Genomic DNA, 26865 nt, shown 5'->3' with positions numbered 1-26865 from the left:
GTATCATTTTTATTAAAGCTATTGAGTGAGATATTTATCTGTTTGACACAAGGATGGAAAAGTGTATCATAAGAGTGCTTTTTTAAAAAATACCCGCTGGTTGTCAACATCGCTTTAAGCCCGTGTTTATGCAGGATGTCCAAATACTCATGAAGACTAAATAGTGTAAGAGGGTCACCTACCACATGACAGGCTATTTCATTGGTATACTCTTTTGCTTGCTTAACGATAGATTCGAAAAAATCTAAATCCATCTCTTGGGAAGGTAATGCTTTGGTAGGACAGAAACTGCAAGAAAGCCCGCATACATTTGTAATCTCTATGTAGATACGGTAAAACTTCATAGGTGTTATTTCATACAGCTAGAAAGATCAGTAATGTTTTTTGCACGATTCACACATGGTATACGAGACTGTAGGTCTATCAGATCATCTTCTATTTTATCCAACAGGGTGTTTTTTCTTTTATCATCCCAAAGTATGATATAGTCTTTCTCTTCTGTTCCTAGTTTTGTCTTCATGCGACTAAAGTTCTCTATACATTGATTCGCTGAAAAAGGATCATCTCCTGTCTGTAGACAAGCACGTGTTTCCTTCAGTGAGTGTAACAATTCAGGTAAAAGTTCTTTTTGTCTTTCATAAATATCTTGAGTAATCTTGTTGATAAACTTTTTTCTCTCTTCATCTTCTATATTATTCGTACCATAACTTGCATTTTGTTCATTGATATCATAAGTGGCATCTTTCAAGACTTTACAAAAATTTTCAGCCTTATAGGCATTCTTCGTTTTAATCTCATCTTTGAAAAGTGCGAACTCCTGTACAGGATAATCAGGTACTTTACACGCTTCATCAGATGTATTAATATCAAAAACTGCTTTGGTTGCCACTCTTGCATACAAAACATCTAAAACATGAGATTCTAACTTCAGCACAATATTTTTATAGATACACTTCTTTACCCCTGGACCTTCCCATACATCACAAAGAATTCCGGCAACACTTTCTTGACCTTTTTTTACCAAACAATCAGTTTCATCTTGGGTGTTATTATCACTTGAAACTTTTTTACGTTCCAAGAGTTGTTCATTTTCATAATCAGCAGTAATAACTGTCTCTTTTGTCTGTTTTTCAAATCTTTTAACATATTGTTTATGTTTTATGGCTCCCGTAGTCAATACGACTCCACTCTCTTCTTCAAGTTTAACCTCACCCCATTCTTTAAAACGTAATTTTGCATGACCTTTTATACTTAGATTAGTCTCTGGAGTAATTTGAGCCCCACCACTGATCTCATAAATGACCACACCTGATTCTATGTCAAAAGGATGGGTTTCCACTTCTGCATTAAGCATTGTTATACTTCCTATAACAGCAGATAAGAAAAACGTTTTAATATGGAAAGTCAAAGACATAAGCTTCCTTGCATGTATAGTATAAATTATTTAAAGTATTGTAGCATAATTAAAAGCTATATGAGATGTCTACAAATAACATATCGTTGTCTTTAACAGCATCAAACCCTACAGATCCGCCGATGTAATCAACAAAACCAAAATTTGTATTGACCCCTTCAGCCAGTTCATACTTTACCCAAGCCCTTTGAAAGCCGCCTTCATCAAACTTCTCACCAAACAAAGTAAGCAGATAGTTTGCTGTAAGTGTGGCATTCATAAAATCAGAACTTACACGAAATGCATGTTGATAACTCTGTTTATTTAATGGATTGAGTTCATTCAAGAGTCTTTCATCATACTCACCTATATCTCTGTATACTGTATCAAAAGAGATCAATGTATCTGCAATACCTTTGTATTCAAAACCTAAAAGAAGGTCTCTTCTTGTGAACTCATCATCACCCGTTGTTGTATACTTGAGTCCATCAAAATATGCAAATTCTGTTTTAAAAAGCCAGGATCCGCTTAGGAAATTCAACGCCGTACCAAACATGTTCACTTTGTCATATTCTCTGTTTACTTGAGGAGCAACTACAATACGCCCTTCATCATCATGTATACGTGCAGCATAAAAATTGATATCCCAGCCACTAAATTCACCACCTATAGAAAGTGCATAGGTTACATCAGAGTACTCTTTATCATTCGGAACTGGAATAGGCAAAGGATAAAAAACTGAACCAAAAGGTGGTCTTCTAGTAAAACGTTGTTCAAGGATGGCTATAGGTGTAACACGCCAATCCCCAATGAAGTAATCAAACTTTGCCATGGTCACAGGTAAGCGTAGGTCTTCTATGTCCACCATGCCGGGACGCCGGTTATCTAAAGGATTCAGTACGTCTGTTACACGTATTGTGTCAGATCGACCCCATACGACAACCTGACGTCCCAGTTTCATATCGAAATTATCTGTGATACTTCCCTCTATATACGCGTCAAAAAGCTCTGCTTCACTTCTTAGTTCATCTAGCTCATCTTGTGAAAACTTGTCACTACCTTTGATGTCATAGATAGCATCATAGTAAGCTTTTGCATTGATCTTAAACTTAAAACCATTTTCAAACTTGTGTTCATAATCCAATAAAATTGAACTTTTAAATGAAGAGATATTATCATGCGGTTTATCTGTATAGAGTGCATAGACTGCCTGTTGTGTTATTTTTCCGGTAAGTCCTGGAACATAGTTCAAAGCCTCTTCTATACTTTCCTTATTCACTTCAGTACTATCTTCAAACCCATCTAAGAGTTCTTCACTGCTACTCTCTTCTTCAACACTTACAGCCGGTGTATCATCAAAACCTTCCAATAATTCATCTTCTACACTCTTCTCTTCTGACACATTGGTAGAGCTATCCTCAAATCCAGCCATTGCATCGTCTATCTCATCTGCATGAGTATTGATACTCAAAAGAATAATAGCTGTAAAAAGAGATAAACCTATACTCTTCAACTTACATACCCTTTTCTAGTCTACGTGTCGTAAACATATTGTCATTTATCGGCTTATTAAGTTTTTTATTCGTAAACTTCAAAATAGTTTTATGCTGAGTACTTTTACCTTTTTTTGTAGTCATAGTCATCTCGTCGATCAACCATACGCCACCTTGCTTATGGAGCTTTTTAACATCAAGGTATTTTTTCTTATTGCTCTTCATAAACCCTATAGAACGAACGACTACATAATTGTCCTGTCTGACAAGTGCTATACTTTTCGTATAACCAGATTCTTTGACTACTTTAGAAGTACGGGGTATAGCTTCTATCATCCATGCTTTTTTACCTCTTACTTCTGTCTCTTTAAGTAGTTTAAAGTCATAATCTTCCAGATCTCTATCCGTCATATCAAAATAAGAAAAATCTGAACCCATAAAACTTGAACTTTTATCTGAAGTAGGAATACGTTTCACTTTTTTCAATGCCGGTAAATAAAGCCATTGATCATCATCCTTACTCGAATCATCATAATCATAGGTCAAAAAAGCGGTATTTTTTACATCTGCAGGGCTTTTAAAGAACATGATACGATGTTCATCCTCTCCAAAATCTTTTCCGTAAGATTTAATGTCTCTATTTCTTTTATTGCCATTTTTATCAATAAGGACCATAAGCATATCTTGCTCAAGTGTTGTTCCATCATCTCGTGCATCCACTTTTTCCATAATCGCTCTTGCTTTTGGATCGTCAGCAAGGAGATTTGTTGTTATAAGTGATATGCCTAAAGTAAGTGTCAGTAATAATTGTTTTGTAGTCATCTGTTTTCCTTTGATTATTTTATCCAGCCGCGTTTTGCAACTACTATCATGAGTGCGGGAGCCAGCAATAGGTCTGCTAGAAGTGCTAAAATGATCACCGAACCTGTAAGCAGTCCAAAATTCTGTACCGAGATCATATTTGCCATCATATACGCGTAAAAACCTAATGATAACACTATTGTGGTGATCACCATTGCTTTTCCCGTAGTAAAGAATGTCTGTTCTATGGCTTTGGCACTGTCTCCACTCTCCAGGTAGTATCTTCTAAAATTGTGTAGGAAATGGATAGTATCATCCACGGCAAGTCCTATGGCAATAGACCCAATGAGTAAGGTGAACATATCCAGTGGTATATTTGCAGCATACATCAGTAATAATCCCAAGATAATAGGTGTAAGGTTTGGTATCATACTTAAGAGTCCCAAACGTACAGAACCCAAGATAAGCATCATCATTAAGGCAATACCGATAAAAGCGATAAAATAACTGGTCACAGATGAACTTACCGCATGAGAAAAAGTGTTAATAAGCAAAGGGATCATTCCTGTAGTGATAACCTTGTCATCCGGAAATGTTTTTGTTGCTGCTTCTTTTACATATCCAAGGACTTCTGTTGCACGCACAGCATCTGTCCATGGAACTTTAATACTTATTCGTGCTTTGGAGAACTGACTGTCTACTACATCTTCAAGGTCATCAGAACCGGAATTTTCAAACAATAACAACTCTTGTGAAACAAGATCAGCATTGTCTGGTATAGTGTAATACTCTTCATTATTCTCATGTAAGGCTCTATTGGTCTCTTTAACGATCGTTGCAAGAGAAACCACTTTTCCTATATGTGTGTATTTATCTACATACTGCTCCATCTCTCTAGAGAGTGTATTAAGTTTTTCCAGTCTGACAGGGTCATTCCACCCATTCACTTTTTGCGTATCTATGATCAATTCAATAGTCACTGAACCATTGAGTCTTTGATCTATTGTTTCCGTAGAGATTCTGTCATAACTATCAGGTTGGAACCATTTAAGCGGATTATGCGAAAGTTCTATCTTTGTTGCTGCAATCAATGCTACTATCACCAATACAACACTCATGGCAATGATACTTTTATAATGATTGACAGGAATCACAGAAAGTCTCTTCATAAAGCTATCCAACTTACCTGCTTCCGTTTTTACCTTTTGTTTCATCTTGGTGATACTTAAAAGTGCAGGAAGCAGTGTAAGCGTTAGAAACAATGAGATCATGACTCCAAGTGAAGCAAACATTCCCAGGTCTGAAATAGGCGCTACTTTAGAACCAGAAAATGATCCTACACCTATGGCAGTTGTCACAGAGGTCATAGCAATAGCCAACCCAGAGTGTCCTAAAGTATATTTAATAGCTTCTCTCTTGTCTCCCGTCGTATTAAATTTATCAAAGAAGATAGAAAGGATATGCACTGTTGCACCGATACTCACTGCAAGTAGCAAGGATGGTACTATCTGTGTAGGGAGTTTAAAGGCTACCCCGCTCCACGCCATAGTACCCACAGTTGCAAGCAAAGAAAAGATGATCACAAGAAGCGGATAGAAAACTGCTGAAGCACGTCTGAACATGACAAATAAGAATACAAGAATGATCAGAAATGTAATGCGCATGAACTTTTGCATATCAGCCTGCATCTGAGATTTGAGTGCATGATTCACAGAAGGAGAACCTGCCACATAGAACTCTATGCCCTCTTGTTTATATTTTTGGACTATGTCCAATACTGCCTCAACTAATTGTGCATTTTCTTTATCTGTTAAAAAAGGTCTCTCTTGGTTTTCTACTACTCCATTTTCTGCTTCGTCTCCAAACCCTTCATCAAATGCATCTACATCAGATACCTCCTTCTCACCTTCATGAGAATAGGCATCTGTTTCTATGACCAGAGTAGTCATCTTTCCATCTTTACTTATAAAAAGATCTTTGTAAAAATGTGACGCAAGTGCACGACCTTTAATCTCATCCACTTCTTCTTGTGTAGCAGGAAAAGGTTCCAGCAGATCATCAGTGATAAGCTGATCTCCATCCCCTCTGGTATTTCTTACATTATAGAGTGAGGTTATGTCATCCACAAAGGGTACATTTGACTCGATCTCTTCATGCAAGGACTTAAGTGTTTTGAGAAACTCAAGGGTAAAGATATTATCACTTTTAAGGGCTACGATCACACGTTCATCACGTCCAAATTGTGCCCTAAAGTCATTGTATTCCAAAAGTACAGGATCATCATCATGCATAAACCCTTCTGTAGAAGTGTCCATTTTGATCTGTGGGACATGAGAAAGAGGAAAAGCCAAAAGTGCAAATACAACAACTATGACCTTCAAAGGGTTATCATATATAAATGCTCCCATCTTTCCCATGAGACTCTCTAGTTTATTGTGCATTTTATCCCTTTTTATCGTCATAGTACACTTTGGACTGTGTAATGTATATGTATTCTATTATTATTGCTTTATGATTCAACTAATAAATATCCTCTATGCTAGAATATACACTTAAACCGTACCTTTTTCATACCACTTTCTAAGCCATGCATCCATTGGATACATGATACGATAAATAGCAGGGACCACTAAAAGAGTTAAGATAGTTGAACTCAAAAGTCCTCCTATGATCGCCAATGCCATTGGTGCATTACTCTCATGCCCTGCTCCTGTACCAAATGCCAAGGGAAGCATGGCTCCTATCATGGCAAAAGTGGTCATGAGAATCGGTCGAAGTCTCTTTTCTCCTGCTTCAAGAATAGCTTCATTTACCTCTTTACCCTCTTTGATGGCCTGGTTAGCAAAGTCAACGACCAAGATCGCATTTTTACCTACCATACCAAGCAAGAGAATGATCCCGATCATGACAAAAAGACTAAAGTTATTCCCAGTCAAATAAAGTGCAACGATCACACCTGTAAATGACAGTGGCATTGCCACCATGATAATAAACGGTTGGATCAGAGACTCATACAATGCTGCCAAGATCAGATAGATCAAAATCACTGCAAGTAAAACAGCTGCACCAAATGCGGCATTGGTATCAGCCATATTCTCAATATCTCCAGTATAACGATAGTTATATCCTGCAGGCAGTATCTCTCCTATTTTGTCATCCACCACTTTCATGACAACATCCAAACTGGTTTCATAGATACCTGTTGTTACCATTACTTTTCTTTCACGGTCAAAACGGTTAATAGATGATGTACCTGTATCTTCTTCAAAGCTGATCAATCCTTCAAGTGAGACAAACTCGCCATCACTGTTTTTAACCTGCAGTTTTTTAATATCGTCTATACTGTTACGATATTGATCTTCAAAACGCAAGGTAATATCAAACTCACGCCCATTCTCTTCATAATATGAAATAGCTCTATCACTGGAATAAGCACTGGAGAGGATACCCGCTAACTCATTGGCACTGACCCCGGCACGCTGTGCATTTTCTCTTAAGATATCTACCTTGATCTCAGGTTTACCACTCTCATAATCCCTATCAATACCTACTACACCTTGCGTCTCTTTCAGCAGATCCATCAACTTTTGCGTAGTTTTATTAAGGACATCAAGATCTGCTCCTGTTACAACGATCTGCACAGGTGCATTACTCGCCCCTGTATCAAATGGTGCAACCTCTTCAACTGTCACAACCATGTCTTTGATTGTTTTAAATTCATTGGTGTACTGCTGCACTACGTCTTCTTGTGAAATACTACGCTCTGCTACCGGCTTGAGTTTGGCATAGATCTTAGCTTTATGGATCTCCTTGGCACTGTTGTATCCAATGGACAATACCGAATATTCTATATTCTCATCAGCTTCCATTTTCTTAAGCATAGGCTTCATTTTTTTCTTCATCTCTTCTAAACTTGTTCCTACCGGTGCTTTGGTAAATACTTGAAATTCACTGTTGTCTTCCATTGGAACAAAATCCATACCTGTGGATAGTTTAGTTGAGGCCAGTAGCAATCCGATCGTCACCATGATTGTGATCCACTTAAAACGGATCAATGGTTTAAGTATGGCTACATATGTTTTGTCCAGTCCTATAAAAAATGGCTCTGTCAGATGAAAAAATTTGCTCTGTTCTGCACTTAAAACCCGTGCTCCAACAGTAGGGATGAACATCACTGCAACCAGATAGGAAAGTACAATACCCGCAGCTACTGTCATGGCAAAAGAGTTAAAGAACATACCTACGATACCATCCATAAATGCCACCGGTACAAAAACAGCAAGTAAGACTGATGAGATCGCCAAAATAGAAAATGATACTTCTTTGATCCCTTCAAACGATGCTTTAAAAGGTTCCATTCCCTCTTCCATCTTTTTGGTGATATTTTCAATGACAACGATCGCATCATCAATAAAGATACCAATTGCAAGTGTTAGTCCTATAAGTGTAAGTTTGTTTAAGTCATATCCCATCCAGTCAATAATGGCAAATGTTCCAATAATGGAGGTAGGGATTGCCAGTGCCGATACAAGTGTAGCTGTCACATTTCTAAGGAAGAAAAAGACAATGATGATCGCCAAGATAGACCCGTAGATAAGGTCAAATGTTACATTGTTGATATTCACCATGATCTTATCACTTTGATCTTGAAGCAGTTGCAGCGTGTAGTTCTCCCCCGCAATTGTTTCAAGACGAGGCATCACTTCTTTCACACCTTTGATGATATTAAGCACATTTTCACCAGAGATCTTTTTTACTTCCAGCATCACACCCTGATTGCCATTATAAGTAGAGTAACTGCTACTGTCACTCAAGCCATCTTCCACTCTTGCAACATCTTTTAGCTTAATCCCTGGCTTAAGTACCAATGCTTGAAGATCCTCAATACTGATAGCATCTGCTTTCACTTTAATGATCGTCTCTTTTTGCTCACTTATAAGCTTACCGGCACCTTGATTGATATTTTGCGCCGCAACTATATTTTGAACATCTAGTGCTGTTAGATTATATTTATTAAGTTTAAACGGATCTACAAAGATACGAACTTCTCTGTCTTGATACCCGATAATATTCACTTCACCAACACCTTGGATCCGTTGGAGTATTGGCTTGATCTTTTCATCAGACATTCTCATCAGTGCTGTAGTATCCCCCGTTTTCGTAGCAATAAAAAGGTTGATCACTGCTCCACTTGCACCCAATTTTTTTACGATCGGCTTCTCCACTTCATTAGGCAGTAAAACAGAGCCTATTTTATCACGTACATCATTGGTCGCTTCATCAATATTTTTAAAAAGTTCAAACTGTACGACCACTGAAGAAAATCCTTCATAAGAAGTTGACATCAGTTTATCTATCCCATCGATTCCACTGATCGCTTCTTCAAGTTTATCCGTTACTTTAGTCTCAACAGTACTTGCATCAGCACCATTATAATTAGTTTGAATGGTTACAACAGGAAAGTCTACATTGGGAAAAAGATTCACAGGCATTGTAGTGTAAGACATTAATCCAAATACAATGAATGACAATACTCCCATCAATGTTGTTATAGGTCTGTTTATGGCAAATTTATACATCATTTCCTACTTTGTTGTGATATATCCATCACCAAAGAGTCCAACAGGGAAGTGCTCTGCTTTCACTTCTGCTGACATCTTTCGCGATTTTGAATCAATCGTTGGATATATCTTATATAGAGTTCCAGAATATGTGGTGTCATCTCCATCAACTTTGTACTTGAAGCTATCACCAACCTTTACTTTTTTATGATATTTTTGATCAAATTTCAAAATAAGCTTTCTCTCGTTTTGACTTTGAATGTCAAATACTTCTGTGATCATCTGACCACTGACCACATCACCGATCTCTACTTTTTTTGCTGTAATAATCCCATCAAAAGGTGCACGTAAATAGGTTTTGTCTAAAAGTGTCTTCTGATATTGAAGCTGTACTTTGGCATTATCATATTTATAGGCAAAACTGTCAAAGAGTGATTCATTAATATGCTGCTTGACCTTTTCTTGTCTTTCGTAATCACTCTTTGCATATTTCAAAGCAATTGTTGTCACTTCAACCATCGCTTTAATATCATCGTTGAGCAACTCTGCCAAAAGCGCATCTTTTTTTACTTTTGAACCAATATCCACGTTCATAGTTCTAACAATTCCACTGCTACTGAATGCCAGTGAAGCACTTTGGTCAGCGTGTACATCAAATGTCGCATAGATCTCCTCTGCATGTAAAGATACTACTAACAGTGCGCATAACATTAAAAACTTTTTCATCGTATAAACTCCTTTGGGTCTTTCCCCGCATAGTAATAATAAATCGATTTACCGATCTCATAATCATAGAGTGTCTCTTTATATCTTGATTGTGCCAGTGTTTTTTGTGTAAGTGCATCCAAAAAGGCAATATTGTCAATCAAACCTACTTCAAATTTCTCTTTAAGTGCATCATAAGTACTTTTTGCAGCGCGTAACGCACTCTTTGCACTTTTAAGTCTCGTACGAATAGTCTCCAGGTTTTTTTGTGACAAATGAAAATTCATCTCCTGTTCATTCTCAGCATATTCGATCTCTGAGAGCAATGCCAGCTTCTGATATTTCACAGATTCACTCTCTTTAGACATTCTTCCGTTATCAAAAAGACGCATATTGACTGAGATCGTCAAACTGTTTTGTTCATCTTCTAACAGATCAAAACCAGGAAGTGAAACCGTATCATCATAATGGTATTTATTGTATGTATCCGATAAATTTACCTGAGGTTTATACCCTGCATTGATAGCATTGGCATTTTCACCGATAGCATTGGCATTGGCTTGCAGCATTTTAATGTTCTCAAAAATTTCAAATTCAACATTTTTAGGCTCCTGAAAATAACTCTTCTTTAACCTCTTTACCGGCAATCCACTAAGAAGCTGTAGGTTCTTTTCACTTCTTAAAAGTTCCAGCTTGGCATTGGCCATTGCGTAGTTATTGCTGTCATACTCTGCCTGAAGTTTATCCACCTCTTCTTGTGTAGCAAGGCCTGCAACTTTAAATCTTTTGACACGTTTTATCTGTTCTTTCAATTCAGTAGAGCGCTCTTCTAAGGCCCCAATATTTGCTCTGTGTTTCTGTAACCCATAATAGTTACGTACTATCTCAAGCGTAATACTCTTTTCAAAAGCACTTTTTTCAAATGAAGCTGCTTCTTCTTCGTAACGTTTGGCACTGAGTAATGCACTTTTTCTACCGCCATCGTAGATCTCTACATTGACCATTGCATACGCAGCAGATATTTCTCCAGGGTTTACCACAGTGCTTGGAGAGATATAGCTCTGATTTGCTCCAATATCGACGGTTGGCCAGTATGCACTTTTAGCCGCCTTTACTTCTTCTTGTTTTGCTTTTATGCTTATCTCTTTTGCTTTAATTAATTTATTCTCTTTGTTGGCATTGTCCACCAATGTTGTCAAACTGTAACTTTGAGCAAAAATAGTCAAAGGTAAAAATAATCCTAGTAAAATTCTCATCTATACCTCCTTCTCATTTGATGGTAACAACATGTTCAAAAGTATATTGATCTCATATCCAACATCGCAGTTACCCATACGTGAATCTACCACAAGTCCTGTAGCAAAAAGCATTAAAGAACTTTCTGATATGCGTTTATCGTCTGGTATCTCACCCGTCACTCTTCCTGCTTCCAAAATCTGCTTTAAGATCATGTGAAATTTTTCCCTACACTGTTCACTGAAAGTAAGCATCTCCTCTGGTTCATTTGTCAATGATATCGCGAGAAATTCCTTATACACTTTAAGCTGTTTTCTTGCCATTTCATCTTCAAAAAGAAGAAAAAAGAAATGAAACAGTTTTTCTTTCGTCGTAATCTGTGCTTCCACCAAATCAAGTAATTTTTTTTCATGCTCTGCAATAAACGTTGTGATGATCTCAAAAACAATATCTTCCTTATTTTCAAAATACTCATAGATCGTTCCTTTTCCCACACCTGCTGTTTTTGCTATCTGAGAAATCGTCAGTGAATTTATTCCGTGTTCCAAGAGTAATTCTCTGCAGGCAAGCGCAATATTCCTACGCTTTTCTTCTTTATTTACAATAATTGCCATAGGATTCCTTTATTATGACTGACCGTCGGTCAATTAAGAAACTATAGTACGATTTTCTTTAAAGAAAGATGAATAACGCCTGGAAGAAAATGAGGATAAGTAAAATGTTTAAAATGCTATAGTAGGGATTATCGAGTAGCTATGATGTCATAGCGGACAAAAGATATTAAAGTCCTTTTATCCCTTTTGCCAAATCTTCTTCCAACTGTCCAAACGCCCTATTCATTGCTTCGACAATACTAGCAGCGTCACTGCCTGTAGTGACAACCGTACTAAAAAGTTTTGCTTTACGTTTATGTGTACGGACATGTACTGCTTCCCAATTGGCATCAAGATAAACTTTGTCACCCTGTGCTATAAAACGTGTAATATCCATACTTACTTTTACGCTTGGCTCTCTGTCCAGATCCCAAGGATAGGCATATACACTGGGTTGCTGAAACTTTTTCTGCAAAAAGCTTATAACTCTTTGCGTCAATCCTGCATCTAGATCTTCTCCCCATACTGCACCACGTAGTAGAGTGATCTGACTAGATGTTTTGGCAACAGCAATTTCTCTTTTATAAAGATAATCAGGAATCGTGACTTTTTTTACACCTATACTTCTATTTTTATTTACATAGTGTGTATTGGGCTGAGGAGCAATGGAAAGCACATAATAATTAGTGGATGTTACGCAGCCGCTAAAACCCAGTAGCAGCATGAACATAAATAGTGTTTTTATTTTTAACATTAGTTGTCTCCAAAGATAAGTGAATTTGGTTTTCGGTTTAGCATACGCAAGAATACTTGCATCTCTTTAGATGTTTTTGTAAGTATTTCAAGTGTTTGTGCCAATTGTTGTTTGAAAAGCGAATCATTGTCATAGCCTTTGACGGCCTTTTGGGTATTTTTCAATGTGCGGGTCATCTCTTTAATTGCTTTACTTAATTCATCAGGCAGTACTTCAAATGATTTTTTACTTGTTAATTTGTTGATGTTTTTCACAGTTGTTTGCAGATCAACCAATAACGCATTTGCATTTTTCACAGGTTCACTACTCTCTTCCACCACTTTAGTTACAGATGCTAGAAGTTTTTCTAAAGGAAGATCGTTAAGTTTATTAAGTATCTGACTTACGCTATCCATTATACTGCCAGAATTTTGGCTTGCCATAGGCAGTTGATCATACTGTCCAACATGTGCAACAGTTCCATTTCCATCTTGATGCTTAAATGTCATGTCTACATACAACATACCCGTGATAGGGTCCAATGATGCTATTTTGGCACGTAAACCATTTTCTACTGCCTGATAAAAGTTATCTAAACCAGTAGAATTACTCTCCTCAGTATCTTCAAATACAGAAGTATCTATCCAAAGTAAGATCTTACCTATCATGTTATGTGTTTTTTTATTATATGAAATATCAATACTTTCAATTTCACCTATATTAAATCCATCAAAACGTACAGGGGCATTTACATTTAATTTGGCGATGGAATCATCTTCAGTAATTAACATAAATTTTTTAACAAACTGTACTTGAGAACCGATGACCTGTCTGTCAGCCTCAGTTTGATTTTTAAAAAGTTTAAAGACGTGGTCATTTGCGATAAAGTTTTCATCATTCTTTCCTGAAGAAGAAAATTCAATTCCCCCTTGTATCAAATGGTTCATCGGTGCGATACTGATATCCAGGTTACCTCTAGTAAAGTCAACATTCAGAGTACTTTTCATCCAAAACTTAGAATCGTCATTAATATATGGTGTATATTTTTTATCAATATATACAATAACCTCTATATTTTTATCATTTAATCCAATATAGAGATATTCAACCTGTCCTACTTTAATATTTTTAAAATAGACAGGTGTACCTACTGCTACACCCTCTCCATTTGGTGAAATTAAATGAAAGTATTCTCCTTGAAGGTCATCTCTGTAGGCATGTGACAGACCTATGAATTTGTTTGTCAAATGTTTTCCACCTGGTTGTGAATATACATTGATGTATGTCCCAGAAAGCAAGGTATCCAATCCGCTGACACCCGATAAGCCAACTTCAGGTTTTACGATCCAAAATTTAGCATACTCAGAAAGATAAGATTTAGATTCTTTGGTGTTCATACGTACAACAACAATAACACCATCTGTGTCCTCTTCAACATAAATATCTGTTACTTTTCCTACTGGCACATTTTTATACTTAACCACACTCTGACCCGCAACCAAGCCTTCATTTTGAGGAAAAATGATTTTAATCTCAGGTCCACGTTCTGAAAAATGCTGATACGCTAACCATCCCGCAATAATAAGCGCAATAATAGGTACGATCCAAATAGAAGTAATAAGATTAAACTTCGATGACTCTGTGATCTCTGGTATCTGTTTTGACATTTATCTATTTTCCTTAATCAATGTTTCATCAAAGGCATGTGCTGCCAATAACGTAAAAAATACTGAGATGGCAAAAGCTGTAGCTGCAGTACCTGCCAAGATCTCCACACTAGTCAGATGTATGAGCGCTGCCAGTATGGCAACAACAAAAACATCTATCATAGACCATGGACCGATCACTTCAGTCATATAATATAATTTATGTTTATTTACTTTCCTATCTTTTCCAATAGGGTATTTTACACTAATTAACAAATAAATCAAGACAAGGAATTTCATTACCGGTATCATGATGGATGCAAAGAAGATAATAACTGCTACGGGGTATGATTCAAGTTCCCATAACAGAACAACACCCCCAAGGATTGTGCTTTCATCTTTGCTTCCAAAAGCACTTGTCACCAACATAGGGTAAAGATTTGCAGGTATATATGCGATCATCGCAGTAATTAAGTACGCCCAGGATTTTTCTGTGCTGAAATTTCTATGATGATAGATAGAGGACCCACAACGGCGACAAGTGTTTTTTTTACCCTTGTCTATATTAACTGCACTACATATAGGACATCGTATCAGTTTATCTTCATCTACTTCTATCATCTATTCTCATTTTTCAATAAAGATTCTTTTTCTTAGCATCCATAGTTCAGAAAGACTAATACGCTTAGTAATATACACATCTATCAGAACAAAAACCATCAATGCCCAAAAAGCAATACCTATATGTATCTGTCCAAATGCTACAAGTTTTACCAATGCTACAAGGATACTGATAAAAAAGATATCTGCCATACTCCAAGGTGAAATATGGGAGAGTAAGATCAAGAGCTCTTTTGTTGTTTCTGGACCACGTTTCAACTTTAAAAGTGTAAAAAGAAAAATATTTATGATAAATATCATCAAAGGAAAAACCAGAATAAGGAAAAGACAAAGAAATCCTACAAGGTAAAATTCATTTTCAAACAGGGAAAAAACTGTTTTTGGGAGTGTAATAAACTGTTCACTTCCCAGTATATCCATCTTTATCAAAGGAAATGTATTTGCTAGAATAAAAAAGATAAACCCTGTGATACTTAGTGCGAGTCCATGATTTGCCAATTTACTGTCATAACGATAAAGTATGCCTCCACATTCTGTACAACATGCTTTGCTTCCATCTTTAATGGGTACTTCCTCATGGAGTGTAAAACACTGTTGGCAGATAATAAGGTTATCAAGGGCATCTTCATTTTCAAGTTTCATGGATATAATTATAGCTAATAAATATAAGGACCCTCATGCGTATCCTTTCTATTGGTAAAACCTTGCAGCACAAAACACTGCATATTACTTCTATTAAACTATCTGCACTTGCAAAACACCCAAAAATTGAAGGCTATGATTACATCATTATTTCCGGTGGAGACGGCAGTATAAGACGTGTAGTAAAAACTTTAAAGAGTATACCACATTCATTTAAATTCATACTCAATCCTATCGGTTCTTTTAATGTCGTTGCCAAGCTTCACAAAGTGCCAAAAATTGAAGCAGTACTCAATAGATTAGCAAATAAGGAAACACTCCAAACCCAAAAGCACAGCTACTATTCCCTGAACAATGAAGTTTTTCTTTTTTCAGCAGGTAATATGGGTGACCTACAACATATTTTTCTTGCTGAATCATTGCGTTTTGGTTTACTCAAAAATAACATGAGTAAATACATTCTCTCCATACTTTTCTTACTCCCTGCTCACCTGATCATGACACCATTTATGCTTCTAAGTAGCAATCGTTTTTTTATCTTCACACCTCTCAGTTTCATTAAAAAATTCGGTAGTTTTTACGGAGAAGTAAAAGAGATGACGATTACACTGGAGAATACCTATAACCATATAGAACTAGATGGGGATATCGTTACCATAGAGGATAACCTTTTGCATATTAAGCCGGCTGGATATATTCAAATAATCCAGTAAACTAGAGAGATCTTATTTCTTCTTTTATCTATTTTGATTCCTTTCCCATTACTTTCTTATCTATCAACATCGCAAAAGGTATCTGAACGATATATGCGAACATAATAGGTAAAATAACAGAAATACCAAAAGTGTTTATACTGAATGTAGAGAGAACCAATGCCAGCGTGATGTATCTTGTAACACTATACCAAAATGCTGCTCTCTCCTGAGCTGACTCAAGATCATAGATGAATTTTGCGACAATATAACTGGAAAAATAAAATGCTATTACAGCGATAATAGATATAGGAATAAGCTCAGGTTCAAAGTCATACAGTTCAAATATCATTTGTGATTTTTGAAGTCCGAACAGATAAAAGAGGATGATGAAAAGACTGATATTACTTATGTATTTGCGTTTTTCATTGATAAAGTTTTTCAGTGGTTCTATATAGATGACTACTCTACTCGCAACAAAAGGAATAATGATCAACAATGTGATCACCGCGCGGGCAAAATTCTCCAGGTTTCTCTCGTCTGAATAATAGGATTCATCAAAGTACGCTGCCGTATAGGTACCAAAAAGATGCAGCATCAACAAAGAGAGCGAAACGAAGATCAGGTTAATAAAGAGAAGAATAAACCCTATAGAGGTATCAGCGCCTGATTTTTTGATCCAATTCATGACCATACCCCCTCCGCTGAGGACTCCAAGCAAAAAGAGTCCTGCCGCTACACCGTAATTCTGTGTAAGAAGTCCGATGATCAAAGCCATAAGAGGCAAAAGAAGAAAATTTGTTAGTAAACTTTTTAGAATAACTGTTTTATATTGAAAAACAAGTTTTATATCCTGCAGTTTTACATTAAAAAGTGTTGGCATGATCAAGGTCAATCCTGCAAAGAGACAAATATTAGAGTTAAAGATAAAACCGTCTGTAAATTTCCCGTAGATCAATCCCAGAACCGCACCAAATAATATAAGAATAATTTGCATTCATTTCCTTTTTCTTTTAAGAGATCAAGTATCTATACTTGAATAATAATCAATTACCCTTTGATCGACATTAATGACCCCATGCAGATACTGTGTCAGGTCACCTCTGTTGAAATCAATTTTAAGATGTTTGGGATCTATAGCACGTGAAATAGCGACATAGAATTGGCTGGGTGCAAAAATGTTGTCTACATTACATACAAGATTATCTATACTCATACCCTGTGATTTATGTATGGTCACCGCATAGGCCAACTTTAGAGGGAACTGTGAGAGCGTAGCCAAAGACATGGTCTCTACTGTACCATCTTCTTTAACGGCCATATCCAACAGATCAAACTCATGTCGCTCAACACGAACAAACTCTTCTTCCTTTTCTACGATAAGATGGTCTTCTTCTATCTTTCTTAGTATACCTCTCTCGCCATTAACGAACTTACCCCATTTGTTCACTGTAAAAAGGATAGGCACACCCTCTTTAAGCGTAAGCTGTTCTGAGATAGGCAGCATATTTTTCCAGCCAGCCAGTTTTTTCTCATGTACAGATCCAAACATCTCTATGTTCGCGAACAAAATAGTCTCTTCTGTTTCAAGTTCATTGATCTTTGCCCTGTTGGTCTGCTCAACTTCAAGGTTACGTCCATACAGGTATGTAGGGTCTTTTTCCATAGTTTCTGTGTTCCAAAGCCTACTCATATAATTGACCACTTCCTCATCACATTGGCCTTTTCGCACTTTAGAAAGTATATGTGTGAACTCTGCGTCTGTAGTACGTTTCATCTCTGTAAGTTCTATAACAGTTAGTTCAAATCGTTCCCAAGCCATACTCTCAAAAGCATAGAGTTTTTTACCAAAGATGTCGTTTCTTCCTTGTTGCTTTTGCACTGGTGGTAATTGAAAGAAATCTCCAACAAACAGTACTTTACCCAAGTATCCGTAATTATTCAGTCTGTAGGCTATCATATCCATGAGGTCTGCACTGACCATAGAGATCTCATCGATGATGATCAGGTCTGTAGCCTTAAGTACCTTTTTTAAGTCTGTAAGCCTTTTTTTAGCGCGTTTGTCTCCCGCGGCCAACTCATCAAAATTATTCGCGATGCCAAAGACGAAAAAGCTATGTACCGTGAACCCGCCTATATTCACGGCACTCACACCTGTTGATCCCAGAGAAACTACCTGCTTCCCTCTTTTACGGTAGTCAGAGATCACCTCATTGGTAATATAACTTTTACCTACACCTGCCCCGCCTGTCAGGAAAACATTGGAATGTTTCAGTGCTTCTAGTACATCTACTTTATCACTCAAAATCCAGCCTTGTCTACAAATCCACCTTGGCAATGGCTTCGTGTCTGTTTTCCTCTTTTTAAAAGATCCCCTAGGTTATCACTCCCTGATCCTAAATGCAGCCAAAGTTCAGAAATAAGCCCTTTATTACATTTCAGCTCTACACGTTTTCCAGTACCCACACCGAAATTTCTATCAAAAGCCGCACGGACTTGATACAGTGTCACACGTTTACCTATCTGCTTCTTGAAAAAATCACCTACTTTAGAAGCATTTATCTGTTCCACCATACGTATAGAATCTTCATAATATCTGTTAGCATCTGTACCATAACAAGTACCATGTTTGATCCACTCATGTTTATGTAGATTGGATGCATATCCAGGCATGACCTTTTGCAAACGCTTTCTTGTTTCAGCATTTAGATCAAGATCCGGGAGTCTGTTCCACTGTTTATGTTTGTCCATTAAAATATAGTGCTTTTCCACTCCGCAATAGAGTCTGTTCTTAGGCTGCGGCCATAATCCGTGAAGTACAAAATGTTTGTCACCATAGTTGGGTCTACCAAAGGAGAACATACTTCTTTTACACTCTTTCTTATACCTGTGAGTTTCACAAAAAGCATTGTGCCAAGAGAGTGTCAAAAGGTATTGCTTGGAAATGTTTTCATATTCATATTTTTTAGTATATTCTTTTTCATATTTTTTAGCATGTTCTGTTAAATCAGTACTTATAGAGGTTTTTGTGAGTTCATCTTCTATCCTAACTACTTTACTCTCTACGGGCTTAACATTCATTGGATCTCTTAACTCTTTGTCTTTAGAAAAGCACGTATCATCCACCCATCTTTGTGCAGGCTGTTCACCTTTTATCAGTATGAGATTTTGTCCTTTATGGTGTTGTAGTATCGTATATTTTTTCTTAAGATCCAACTGCACATTATGTGTATTCTTAGTGTGTTTCATGTTGTTAAATGCAGGACACTCTTCAGTTGGATATGCTTCATACCTTGCCAACAATAAAGAGGAAAAAAACATAAGCGATAATAAGGTTTTGTACATTTGTTGCTACCTAAATATTTTTGGAGTATTATACTGTAAAATAAAGTTCTAATCATTTAGTTGGTTGTATCTATTAAAACTATTTTGATATGATGTCTATATGATATTTGATAATTTAGACAGACTCCCTGCAGACTTTGGCAATAAACGAAAAGAACCTACTGTAAAACATCACTACCGTTCAAATATGATGCTCAACCCACTCAATCTCAAACACTTGAACCGCATGGATGAGAATGATGCAGATATGATCACATTAAATCTTGAAGATGCCATTGCACCCTCTCGTAAAAAAGAGGCACTACATAACATTGCGCTTTTCCTTTCACATATGGAACACTCAAACTCTTTCATCATCGTACGTACCAACCCTCTAAATGAAGGAGGTGCCGAAGAGATCTCTTTTTTAAATGATTTTGCCTTTGATGCCATACGGGTATCCAAGGTAAAGGATCAAACAGAGATAGCCCAGGTACTCACACTGCTTGGTTCAGATAAAGAGCTACATATCTCAATGGAGACAAAAGAGGCGTTTGACAGTTTAACTACACTTCGTATAGATGAACGTTTTACCACAGCAAATATAGGTATCTTGGATCTGCTAACCTCTCTTGGCTTACCTCAGTCTTTAGTCTCACTGGGAAATCCAACTGTAGACTACATACTCTCCAAGTTTTTAGTCGATGCAAAAACTGCCGGTATCCATCCCATCTCTTTTATGTTCCAGGAATATAATGATACTCAGACTTTCAAAGCATGGTGTGAAAAAGAAAAAATGATGGGATTTGAAACCAAAGCATGCATGGGTCCTAAGCAGGTTGAGATAGCCAATAGCATTTTTAGTATTAATAAATATGAAATTGAGCGTGCGCTGCATATTAAAGAAGCTTTTGAAACACATTCTGCACAGGGTATCAACGGATTCATGGATGAAAAATATGGATTCATAGATGAACCTATTTATCGCGATAGCCTATTGATACTAAATAATATATAGGATTACAAATTGAGACATATCAAACTATTACTACTTTCAATACTTCTACCTTTTTTTCTTACAGCAAATGATGATCGTCCTCCAATTGCTTATGACTTTCTCGCAAAAAAAGAGGTCAAAAATTTCATCGATATGATGGTCAAAAAACATCATTTTAAACGCTCCTATATAACGGATGTATTAAAAAGTGCCAAACTTGACCGTGATACCCTAAACCGATATACAGGAAAATATAAAGTAGGAACCACCAACGGTCCATGGGAACGATACAAAGCACATGTGCTTGATCCCATCACTCTGGATAAAGCAAGAAAATTCAAAAAAAGATACTATAAAACACTTTTGAAGGCCAGTAAACAATATAAAGTTGACATGGGGTATATCGTTGGATTTATAGGAGTGGAAAGTAAATTTGGAGAGTATACTGGGGACTACAATGTATTGGACGCGCTGGCTACCCTTGCCTTTCATAAAAACCGTATGAAAAAGTTTTTCAAGTCAGAATTTGAACATCTCTTTTTAATGGCAAGAAAACAAGGTTATGATATCAAAAAACTGGAAGGTTCCTTTGCCGGGGCAATGGGTATTGTTCAACAAGTCCCCTCTGTATTTCTAAAGTATGGCATGGATTACAACGGTGATGGGAAAAAAGATCCATGGGATTTGGAAGACGGTATAGGGATCATCGCTAAATTCATGCATAAGAACGGTTGGAAAAAAGGAGCGCAGGTTGCTGTACCGACAAAATTCAAAGGGAAACGCTATACAAAGCTCAAAACAAGTCACAGACGAACATTACCATTAAAAACGATCTTAAAGCATGGTATTAAGCCTCTAAAGCCTTTTAATGAGTCTAAGGCATACCTACTTAAAAACCGTAATCTTACCCATGATGATATCTGGTTGGGAGCAAAAAACTTTCGTGTACTCACACGCTATAACAATTCAACAAGCTATGGGATGGCCATACATCTCATCTCTGAGGCAGTCAAGTGAAAATATATTTCTTCTCAAATGAAATGAGAGGCATAGGCTCTTCAAAGTAAAAGCCCTGAAACACATCGCAATCTATCTTGCTTAAGAAAGAAAGCTGTTCAAATGTTTCTACCCCTTCAGCTACAATATTAAGATCAAAATTCTTTGCTATGGAGATAATGGTAGTGATCATTTTCTTGTCATTTTTGCTGTCACTTAAACGTGCGATAAACGACTTGTCTATCTTCACTTCATCTATTGGCAATACTTTTAAATAACTGAGTGAAGAATACCCTGTACCGAAGTCATCAATAGAAAATGAAATGCCAAGTTTTTTTAATCGATTCATAATACCAACAACTTTATGCATATCTTCTGCAAATACATGTTCTGTTATTTCAAAAAATATTTTTTGTCCATGTTCTCTTTTTGGAAAGTAGAGCTTTATTAAATTATCTACTTCATCGACAAATGTCTCGCATAGTAATTGTCGCATACTGACATTCACCGAAAAAGATTTTAATTTCATCCCTTTTTCATTCCATCTAGCTACACTCTCAAATGTCTCTTTAAGTACGTAGCTACCCAATTCAAGGATCAATCCTGTATTTTCTGCTATGGGTATAAACTCTTCAGGGTTTAGTACGCCTAGATCGTAATCATACCATCTGATGAGAGTTTCACAGCCGACAACCAGTTCATTTTTATCAAACTGTGGCTGATAGACCACGTATATTTTATTTTCTTTCAGCGCATAATGAAGTTTCTGTTCTATAAGCAGATGTCTTTCAACTCTTTCTGCAAGTTCTTTATTGAAAATGATAACACCATCTCTTCCTTGAGCCTTTGCCTCATACATAGCTATATCTGCTTCTCTAATAAAATTTGTACTATGTAAAAATGAAGGATTGATCTGATGTACTCCGATACTCGCACTGATATGCAAGTGGTGCCCATCAATAATATAAAGCTGTCGAATGACGTTCAGCAAACCCTCTGCAAAAGTACATCCAGTATCATTTTCAAACTCTTCTTCACTTAACTCTTTGCTTACAAGAATAAACTCATCTCCACCCAAACGTGCCACCATATGTGTATCTTTGACATAAAGTTCTATTCGTTTGGAAACCGCTATCAATAACTTATCACCCACATCATGCCCCAAAGAGTCATTAATGGTTTTAAAATGATCCAAGTCGATGAGAAACATACATGCAGTTTTATGGTTCTCTGCCAATCTTTCATTCAACGATTCCATATACTCCATAAAATACCTTCGGTTATAGAGCCCCGTCAATATATCATGTTGTGCTTGAGAATAGTTATCATGAAGTAATCTATTTGTATTAAATGCAGCATACAATAATACTGCCAGGAATATGAGTGAAAAAATAGACAGAACATACCCATACCATACACCAATAAGTGCAAAATAGATAGTCAATGGCAACATCAACGTAACTAAAATAGGAACAAATAGTTTTTTATCTGAGATAAGTAGCGTCGATGCTACAACAGAAGCACCCAACTGTGTAAAGATGGCTATATAGTGCAGATCATATTCATGATGTCCGACATACATCACAAATATCAAAGACCAGGAAGAAAAAATAACATACATGAACCATGTAAGTTTCTTATACCATATCTTTAAATCCTCTTCATCCATTTTATGTCGAGCAAATTCTTGATAGAGTGTCAAACCATAAAATGAAGTAACCAACAGAATACCATACCATATTGTTGCAGGAATGCCTATGTTAAATAGCCAACCTACAATAACATACACAAGTCCTGGAACAAGGGAGAGACCCACCATCACAAGGATCTGTTTTTGAAGAAAAGTATAGTATTTTTGATGTTTCATGTGTCTATTATATAATATTTTCTGATAATTACATAATAAATATGAACATTGAACTTAATCCTCAAAAATTATAATATCATATGAACTTTTTGTAACCAATGCTTTACTTGAATGTACAGAACCATTACGATTTACTTTACTGAGTTCTTCACGTAATAGATCTATCTCTTCTTGCATGTCATCTATCTGTTCTTTCAATTGAAGCACGATATCCACCCCAGCAAGATTCACTCCCATCTGCCGTGTTAACCGCAGAATGAGCTTCATCCGTTCGATATCACGCTGAGAATAAAGACGCATACGCCCCTGTGTACGGGAAGGCTCAACGAGACCTTCTCGTTCGTACTGTCTGAGTGTTTGAGGGTGTATATCCAACATTGTAGCTACAACCGAGATAAGGTATACAGGTTCATCAAAACTATGCATCATTCTTCCTTTTTAAAAATTTCTTCTTTCTAAAGCTTGGTTTCTATCATCGCTTTAAGTTCATCATCCAATGCATTAACATCAGGTAAAACCACATTGGCCACAAGATACAAATCACCTTTTAACGCTGTCTTTCTATCAGCCACACCTTTACCTTTGAGTCTGAACTTTTGGCCATTCTTCGTATTTTGAGGTACTTTGAGAGAAACCTCTTTTTCCGGTGTTTCAACAGAGATCTTGCCGCCAAAAAGCGCTTCTTTTAAGGGGACATTAAACGTTTTGTAGAGATTGTCGCCTTTTCTTTCATACTCAGTAGAAGTTGCAACTTCTACTTGTATAAGCAGGTCACCAGAGTGTCCTTGATACTGTTTACCCTTACCACGCACACGCATGGTTTCACCCGTTTTGATCCCTGCAGGGATCTTAATGTCAAAGTTTTGACCATTGGCTGATACATTATGTTTCCCACCATTGATAGCTACCATGAACGGAACTGTGATACGTGCCTGCATGTCAAGGTCAGGACCACCAAAGCCACCAAAACCACCTTGTGCACCACCAAAGCCACCACTGAAGCCGCCACCGCCTCCACCAAACATCTGTCTGAGTATCTCATCGAGGTCTACACCTCCACCCTGTCCTTGTGCAAAATCATGGAAATTTTGTCCACCGAACATTTGATCACCAAATTGATCATATTGTGCTTTTTTCTCTGGATCAGAGAGTACTTCATACGCAGCATTTATCTCTTTAAACTTCTCTACAGCACTATCTTCCTTGTTAATATCTGGATGGTATTTTCTTGCGAGTTTTCTATAAGATTTTTTAATTTCATCGGCAGAAGCATTTTCGCTTACACCAAGTGTTTCATATAAACTTTTTGACATGTTATTCCTAAAATAATATATTTCTTTAATTTTAGATAAATTATATCAAAATAGTTTAGTCTATGTCAATCAAGTTTGAGAAGATTATGGTCCATATGGTATTGTTTTATAACCTTCATGTATCATTTTCATGATGCCCCCTTTGAGGTTAGTGACCTTATAGCCTAATCTTTCTGACAAAAATTCTGAAACCATACCCGTTCGGCTACCTACTCTACATATGAGTGCAAAAGGCTCATCTTTTTTTACAACCATGTCTAATTGGTTCAAAAAGATCTCTAAATTGAAATTTCCTTTTTCATCAAAGAACATGATCGTATAGGAACCTTTTACAATACCTGTTTCTCTCCATTCCGCAGGTGTACGTATATCAATGATCTTCATATTTTTTTCAACGAACTGTGGTGTTGCCCATACTTGATGTAACTCTGCCATCAAAGATGATACTGTAAGCAATAGTGCAATAAATATTTTTTTCATCTTTTTTCCTTATATTTATTATAATAATAGGTGTTATATTTTCTCTATTGTAACAAAATAAAGTAAAGTAACCATGTATTTCATTCCCTTTGAGTACAATACTTTATGAATTTTATAGATATTACTGACACCCACGTACCTGAACTCAATATTTACCATCAGTTTCGGGATAATGCCTTTACCGCTGACAACAGCTTTGTAGCCGATAGTCCCAAAGTAGTGAACCTACTACTTGAAACAGATATCACGGTCAGAAGCATTCTTGCCACACAAGAGTATTATGACACCTATGAACATCTTATCAAAAAAAAGAATATCCCTCAACTTTTTGTCGCAAGTAAGGCTCTGATGCAAGAGATTGTAGGACATAAGATCCACCACAATGTGATGATGCATGGCACACGTCCGCAACATACAACACTCGATCGTCTTGATGACCAGATCATTATGCTAGATGAGATAAGTTCTACACAGAACATAGGCTCTATAGCACGCTCTGCTGCTGCTATAGGAATCAACTCATACCTTCTCCCTATCCATGGACCACATCCCTATTCAAGACGAGCACTTAGAGTCTCTATGGGGCATATAAGTATGCTTAAGACACATCAATATGACAATATAGAAGATACCCTCCTTACGCTAAAAGAGAATGGCTACCGTATCTATGCAGCAGAAGTCACTGATGACTCCACACCTTTGGCCTCAGTGAAAGTCGTTGACAAATGGGTACTGCTTATGGGTCACGAAGGCACAGGATTATCAAAAGAGATCCTGGCTATATGTGATGAAGTGGTCACGATAGAGATGATGCAAGGGGTAAAAAGTTTTAATGTAGGTGTGGCTGCTTCTATTATGATGTATCAGTTTAAACACAAAGCAAATTAGAAGGTTATCACTTTCCAATCTTCCTGTAATGCATTCGTTAGTACTTCTCCTGTATGGATCATATCTATGTCTAAAGAGGCCAGTTTCTCACTCACTCCATACTCGTCACTGCATACCACACAACAGGATAGCTTAACACCTGTTTGTTTTATCTTTGATACCATATCTTGAAGCGCTTCATTTTCTGATAAAAGTTTTGCAGATGGTCCCCATATCATCAAATGCGCTTGATCCCAATACCCTCTTGGGAGGATCACACTTGAGTAGAGCAATACCATTTTTTTAGCCACTTCTATCTCAGCAGTACTCCATACAATAAGTAATTTATTCATGATCATTCCTAACAATATAATGTATGTATTATAGTATTTTTATGAAGATAGAAGAAGATACAGTAAGTGATATTCACTTACTGCACATACATTTTAGTGCAAGAAGTGTCTTACAGTCGTAAAGTAAAGAGAGATACCATGTTCATTGGCAGCTTCAATGACTTCATCATCTCTGATACTTCCACCAGGCTCAATGATCGCTTTTACACCTGCTGCTGCTGCTGCATCAATACTGTCACGGAATGGGAAGAATGCTTCAGATGCCATCGCTGCACCTGTGACATCAAGATCCATCTCTTTTGCTTTTTTAAGCGCACATTGAGCAGCATCCACACGGCTTGTCATACCCATACCTACAGCTACCATTGCTGAGTCTTTTACATAAACAACACAGTTAGACTTTGTAAGACCTGCCACTTTCCAAGCGATCTCAAGGTCTTTCATTTCTTGTGCTGTTGCAGTAAGTTCTGATTTCTTCTGTGCATTATGTACTTCATTGTCACAGATGCAGTCAGAGTTTTGATAGACAAAACCACCATCCACATGTTTAAA

At 36.9% G+C, this 26865-nt stretch carries 25 protein-coding genes and 1 pseudogene; 4 read left to right on the top strand and 22 right to left on the bottom strand.

The genetic code is table 11. The features are described from left to right. The 13 genes from WBM70_RS01640 to WBM70_RS01580 all read right to left on the bottom strand — a co-directional run. A partial coding sequence (locus WBM70_RS01640; protein WP_424556778.1) for a radical SAM protein occupies positions 1-344 on the bottom strand: 344 nt, incomplete at its 3' end. 5 nt (positions 345-349) lie between these two features. Next, the gene (locus WBM70_RS01635; RefSeq protein ID WP_424556777.1) at positions 350-1414 is read right to left on the bottom strand and encodes a hypothetical protein; all 1065 of its coding nucleotides are present in this window, start codon (positions 1412-1414) and stop codon (positions 350-352) included. Positions 1415-1463: 49 nt separating this feature from the next. After that, complete coding sequence (locus tag WBM70_RS01630; RefSeq protein ID WP_424556776.1) at positions 1464-2906, bottom strand: DUF1302 family protein; 1443 nt, start codon at positions 2904-2906, stop codon at positions 1464-1466. A gap of 1 nt (position 2907) precedes the next feature. After that, entirely contained in the window at positions 2908-3708 is an 801-nt protein-coding gene (locus WBM70_RS01625) for an outer membrane lipoprotein-sorting protein (protein WP_424556775.1), read from the bottom strand. 14 nt (positions 3709-3722) lie between these two features. Next, positions 3723-6128 (bottom strand): efflux RND transporter permease subunit, encoded by a 2406-nt coding sequence (locus WBM70_RS01620; protein ID WP_424556774.1) that lies wholly within the window; start codon positions 6126-6128, stop codon positions 3723-3725. 111 nt (positions 6129-6239) lie between these two features. Continuing rightward, positions 6240-9269, bottom strand: a complete 3030-nt coding sequence (locus WBM70_RS01615; RefSeq protein ID WP_424556773.1) for an efflux RND transporter permease subunit — start codon at positions 9267-9269, stop codon at positions 6240-6242. 3 nt (positions 9270-9272) lie between these two features. Further along, positions 9273-9974 carry an efflux RND transporter periplasmic adaptor subunit gene (locus WBM70_RS01610; RefSeq protein WP_424556772.1) on the bottom strand — a complete coding sequence of 234 codons (702 nt, stop codon included), beginning with the start codon at positions 9972-9974 and terminating at the stop codon, positions 9273-9275. Then, entirely contained in the window at positions 9971-11209 is a 1239-nt protein-coding gene (locus WBM70_RS01605) for a TolC family protein (protein WP_424556771.1), read from the bottom strand. Before WBM70_RS01605 ends, WBM70_RS01610 begins: the two co-directional genes overlap by 4 nt. Then, entirely contained in the window at positions 11210-11803 is a 594-nt protein-coding gene (locus tag WBM70_RS01600; protein WP_424556770.1) for a TetR/AcrR family transcriptional regulator, read from the bottom strand. A gap of 166 nt (positions 11804-11969) precedes the next feature. Beyond that, a complete protein-coding gene (locus WBM70_RS01595) occupies positions 11970-12536 on the bottom strand; it encodes a PqiC family protein (protein WP_424556769.1) in 567 nt (188 codons plus the stop codon). Continuing rightward, the gene (locus tag WBM70_RS01590; protein WP_424556768.1) at positions 12536-14182 is read right to left on the bottom strand and encodes an intermembrane transport protein PqiB; all 1647 of its coding nucleotides are present in this window, start codon (positions 14180-14182) and stop codon (positions 12536-12538) included. Before WBM70_RS01590 ends, WBM70_RS01595 begins: the two co-directional genes overlap by 1 nt. Continuing rightward, positions 14183-14782: a paraquat-inducible protein A gene (locus WBM70_RS01585; protein ID WP_424556767.1), complete on the bottom strand. Its 600-nt coding sequence runs from the start codon at positions 14780-14782 to the stop codon at positions 14183-14185. Between the two features lie 6 nt (positions 14783-14788). Continuing rightward, positions 14789-15424, bottom strand: a complete 636-nt coding sequence (locus WBM70_RS01580) for a paraquat-inducible protein A (protein ID WP_424556766.1) — start codon at positions 15422-15424, stop codon at positions 14789-14791. Between the two features lie 35 nt (positions 15425-15459). On the opposite strand from WBM70_RS01580, the gene WBM70_RS01575 reads away from it, so the two are divergent. Beyond that, a complete protein-coding gene (locus WBM70_RS01575) occupies positions 15460-16137 on the top strand; it encodes a diacylglycerol kinase family protein (RefSeq protein ID WP_424556765.1) in 678 nt (225 codons plus the stop codon). 28 nt (positions 16138-16165) lie between these two features. On the opposite strand, the gene WBM70_RS01570 is transcribed toward WBM70_RS01575, so the two are convergent. The 3 genes from WBM70_RS01570 to WBM70_RS01560 are packed head-to-tail and all read right to left on the bottom strand — an operon-like array spanning position 16166 to position 19461. Next, positions 16166-17113, bottom strand: a complete 948-nt coding sequence (locus WBM70_RS01570) for a hypothetical protein (protein ID WP_424556764.1) — start codon at positions 17111-17113, stop codon at positions 16166-16168. A 24-nt stretch (positions 17114-17137) separates the two neighbouring features. Beyond that, positions 17138-18421, bottom strand: a complete 1284-nt coding sequence (locus WBM70_RS01565) for an ATP-dependent DNA helicase (protein WP_424556763.1) — start codon at positions 18419-18421, stop codon at positions 17138-17140. Continuing rightward, positions 18418-19461, bottom strand: coding sequence for a ribonuclease T2 family protein (locus WBM70_RS01560; RefSeq protein ID WP_424556762.1), 1044 nt, complete (start codon positions 19459-19461; stop codon positions 18418-18420). Before WBM70_RS01560 ends, WBM70_RS01565 begins: the two co-directional genes overlap by 4 nt. A 100-nt stretch (positions 19462-19561) precedes the next feature. On the opposite strand from WBM70_RS01560, the gene WBM70_RS01555 reads away from it, so the two are divergent. Further along, complete coding sequence (locus WBM70_RS01555) at positions 19562-20458, top strand: HpcH/HpaI aldolase/citrate lyase family protein (RefSeq protein ID WP_424556761.1); 897 nt, start codon at positions 19562-19564, stop codon at positions 20456-20458. Between the two features lie 9 nt (positions 20459-20467). Continuing rightward, on the top strand, positions 20468-21454 hold the full coding sequence (locus tag WBM70_RS01550) for a lytic murein transglycosylase (RefSeq protein WP_424556760.1): 987 nt from the start codon (positions 20468-20470) through the stop codon (positions 21452-21454). Here WBM70_RS01550 and WBM70_RS01545 read toward each other — a convergent pair. From WBM70_RS01545 to WBM70_RS01530, 4 genes are all read right to left on the bottom strand, one after another. Further along, positions 21447-23300 (bottom strand): EAL domain-containing protein, encoded by a 1854-nt coding sequence (locus tag WBM70_RS01545; protein ID WP_424556759.1) that lies wholly within the window; start codon positions 23298-23300, stop codon positions 21447-21449. The genes WBM70_RS01550 and WBM70_RS01545 overlap by 8 nt on opposite strands. A 54-nt stretch (positions 23301-23354) precedes the next feature. Next, a complete protein-coding gene (locus WBM70_RS01540; protein WP_424556758.1) occupies positions 23355-23726 on the bottom strand; it encodes a heat shock protein transcriptional repressor HspR in 372 nt (123 codons plus the stop codon). Positions 23727-23755: 29 nt separating this feature from the next. Beyond that, entirely contained in the window at positions 23756-24613 is an 858-nt protein-coding gene (locus WBM70_RS01535; RefSeq protein WP_424556757.1) for a DnaJ C-terminal domain-containing protein, read from the bottom strand. An 84-nt stretch (positions 24614-24697) separates the two neighbouring features. Next, positions 24698-25093: a rhodanese-like domain-containing protein gene (locus WBM70_RS01530; protein WP_424556756.1), complete on the bottom strand. Its 396-nt coding sequence runs from the start codon at positions 25091-25093 to the stop codon at positions 24698-24700. Positions 25094-25198: 105 nt separating this feature from the next. On the opposite strand from WBM70_RS01530, the gene WBM70_RS01525 reads away from it, so the two are divergent. Further along, positions 25199-25981 carry a TrmH family RNA methyltransferase gene (locus WBM70_RS01525; RefSeq protein ID WP_424556755.1) on the top strand — a complete coding sequence of 261 codons (783 nt, stop codon included), beginning with the start codon at positions 25199-25201 and terminating at the stop codon, positions 25979-25981. Here WBM70_RS01525 and WBM70_RS01520 read toward each other — a convergent pair. Both WBM70_RS01520 and WBM70_RS01515 read right to left on the bottom strand, forming a co-directional pair. Continuing rightward, the gene (locus tag WBM70_RS01520) at positions 25978-26313 is read right to left on the bottom strand and encodes a DsrE family protein (protein WP_424556754.1); all 336 of its coding nucleotides are present in this window, start codon (positions 26311-26313) and stop codon (positions 25978-25980) included. The two genes, WBM70_RS01525 and WBM70_RS01520, sit on opposite strands and share 4 nt — an antisense overlap. Before the next feature lie 93 nt (positions 26314-26406). After that, positions 26407-26865 (bottom strand): annotated as a pseudogene (locus WBM70_RS01515) (bifunctional phosphoribosylaminoimidazolecarboxamide formyltransferase/IMP cyclohydrolase); the annotation flags it as partial.

Origin of the sequence: Sulfurovum sp. (assembly GCF_049668085.1) — a bacterium.
Lineage (GTDB): Bacteria > Campylobacterota > Campylobacteria > Campylobacterales > Sulfurovaceae > Sulfurovum.
This window is presented reverse-complemented; position numbering and strand designations above follow the sequence as displayed.